Origin of the sequence: Clostridium brassicae, assembly GCF_026738875.1 — a bacterium.
In the GTDB taxonomy this organism is placed as follows: domain Bacteria; phylum Bacillota; class Clostridia; order Clostridiales; family Clostridiaceae; genus Clostridium_H; species Clostridium_H brassicae.
Genome location: NZ_JAPQFJ010000051.1, coordinates 1 through 3044, shown reverse-complemented (window position 1 = coordinate 3044; position 3044 = coordinate 1). Strand labels below are relative to the sequence as shown.

Sequence of the window (3044 nt, the reverse complement as noted above, 5' to 3'; positions counted from 1 at the left end):
CCACCATTTTTGTTCTTTGAAAATTGCACAGTGATAAAAGATAAACCTAGTAAGAAACATCTAAGTAATTAGATGAATTGATTAGCATCAAAGATTAAAACTTTGATAAGATAAAAGATCAAGCTACAAAGGGCGCACGGTGAATGCCCTGGCACTAGGAGCCGATGAAGGACGTGATAAGCTGCGATAAGCTTCGAGTAGGTGCAAATAACCTGTGATTCGAAGATGTCCGAATGGGGAAACCCGGCAGGCTAACGCCTGTCACTGTATACTGAATACATAGGTATATGGAGGTAGACTCGGGGAACTGAAACATCTAAGTACCCGAAGGAAGAGAAAGAAAAATCGATTTCCTGAGTAGCGGCGAGCGAAACGGAAAGAGCCCAAACCAGGAACTTGTTCCTGGGGTTGAGGATAGAACATAACGCTTTGATTTTCTTAGCCAAATATAACTGGAAAGTTAAGCCGCAGAAGGTAATAGCCCTGTAGGCGAAAAGAAGAGAAAAGTAGTTCTACTCCAGAGTACCACGAGACACGAGAAACCTTGTGGGAAGCAGGGAGGACCATCTCCCAAGGCTAAATACTACCTAGTGACCGATAGTGAAGCAGTACCGTGAGGGAAAGGTGAAAAGAACCCCGGAAGGGGAGTGAAATAGAACCTGAAACCGTGTGCCTACAAACGGTCGGAGCACTTTATATGTGTGACGGCGTGCTTTTTGTAGAACGAGCCAGCGAGTTACGATATACAGCAAGGTTAAGCACTTAAGGTGCGGAGCCGAAGGGAAACCGAGTCTGAATAGGGCAACTAGTTGTATGTCGTAGACCCGAAACCGAGTGACCTATCCATGGCCAGGTTGAAGCGAAAGTAAAATTTCGTGGAGGACCGAACCACGTTGGTGTTGAAAAACCATGGGATGAGCTGTGGATAGCGGAGAAATTCCAATCGAACTCGGAGATAGCTGGTTCTCCTCGAAATAGCTTTAGGGCTAGCGTCGGGTAATTGAGTAATGGAGGTAGAGCACTGAATGGGCTAGGGGGCATAGCGCTTACCGAACCCTATCAAACTCCGAATGCCATATACTTGTATCCCGGCAGTCAGGCTGCGAGTGATAAGATCCGTGGCCAAAAGGGAAACAGCCCAGACCATCAGCTAAGGTCCCAAAGTGTAAGTTAAGTGGGAAAGGATGTGGGATTTCTAAGACAACTAGGATGTTGGCTTAGAAGCAGCCACTCATTTAAAGAGTGCGTAATAGCTCACTAGTCGAGAGATCCTGCGCCGAAGATGTAACGGGGCTAAAACTTACCACCGAAGCTATGGATGTACACTACGTGTACGTGGTAGAGGAGCTTTCTGCACAGGCTGAAGCCATACCGTAAGGAGTGGTGGACAGTGTAGAAGTGAGAATGCTGGCATAAGTAGCGAGAAACAGGTGAGAATCCTGTTGGCCGAATATCTAAGGTTTCCTGGGGAAGGCTCGTCCTCCCAGGGTTAGTCGGGACCTAAGCCGAGGCCGAAAGGCGTAGGTGATGGACAACTGGTTGATATTCCAGTACCACCAATATGCGTTTGACAGATGGGATGACGCAGGAGGATAGGGTGTGCGCACTATTGGATGTGCGTTCAAGCACTTAGGAGGACTAGACAGGTAAATCCGTTTAGTCATAACTCTGAGGTGTGATGAGGAGCCAATTATGGCGAAGTATCTGATTCCACGCTGCCAAGAAAAGTCTCTATGGAGTATGTTGGTGCCCGTACCGCAAACCGACACAGGTAGATGAGGAGAGAATCCTAAGGCCGGCGGAAGAATTACTGCTAAGGAACTCGGCAAATTGACCCCGTAACTTAGGGAGAAGGGGTGCCTACGAGAGTAGGCCGCAGTGAACAGGCCCAAGCAACTGTTTATCAAAAACACAGGTCTCTGCTAAAGCGTAAGCTGATGTATAGGGGCTGACGCCTGCCCGGTGCTGGAAGGTTAAGGGGACTGGTTAGTCTTCGGGCGAAGCCATGAACTTAAGCCCCAGTAAACGGCGGCCGTAACTATAACGGTCCTAAGGTAGCGAAATTCCTTGTCGGGTAAGTTCCGACCCGCACGAATGGCGTAATGATTTGGGCACTGTCTCGGCAGTAAATCCGGTGAAATTGAAGTGTGAGTGAAGATGCTCACTACCCGCGGTTGGACGGAAAGACCCCGTAGAGCTTTACTGTAGCTTAGCATTGAATTTCGGTATTGTCTGTACAGGATAGGTGGGAGACTGAGAATCAGGGGCGTCAGCTTCTGAGGAGTCGACCTTGGGATACCACCCTGACAGTATTGGAATTCTAACTGGCGGCCATGAATCTGGTCACAGGACATTGCTAGGTGGGCAGTTTGACTGGGGCGGTCGCCTCCTAAAAGGTAACGGAGGCGCCCAAAGGTTCCCTCAGCGCGGTCGGAAATCGCGCGAAGAGTGTAAAGGCAGAAGGGAGCCTGACTGCGAGACATACAGGTCGAGCAGGGACGAAAGTCGGGCTTAGTGATCCGGTGGTTCTGAATGGAAGGGCCATCGCTCAACGGATAAAAGCTACCTCGGGGATAACAGGCTGATCTCCCCCAAGAGTCCACATCGACGGGGAGGTTTGGCACCTCGATGTCGGCTCGTCGCATCCTGGGGCTGTAGTCGGTCCCAAGGGTTGGGCTGTTCGCCCATTAAAGCGGCACGCGAGCTGGGTTCAGAACGTCGTGAGACAGTTCGGTCCCTATCCGCCGTGGGCGCAGGAAATTTGAGAGGAGCTGTCCTTAGTACGAGAGGACCGGGATGGACCAACCTCTGGTGCACCAGTTGTCACGCCAGTGGCACAGCTGGGTAGCTATGTTGGGAAGGGATAAACGCTGAAAGCATCTAAGCGTGAAGCCCACCTCAAGATTAGATTTCCCATAGCGTAAGCTAGTAAGACCCCTGGAAGACTACCAGGTTGATAGGTCAGAGGTGTAAGCGTGGTAACATGTTAAGCTGACTGATACTAATAGGTCGAGGGCTTGATCAAATAAAAGTAACCAGTGACT

Annotated in this window: 1 rRNA gene; it reads left to right on the top strand. The window is 50.0% G+C overall.

Annotated features, from left to right (window positions below):
- Positions 1–116 precede the first annotated feature (116 nt).
- Positions 117–3025: ribosomal RNA gene (locus tag OW729_RS19220) — 23S ribosomal RNA — on the top strand.
- Positions 3026–3044 lie beyond the last annotated feature (19 nt).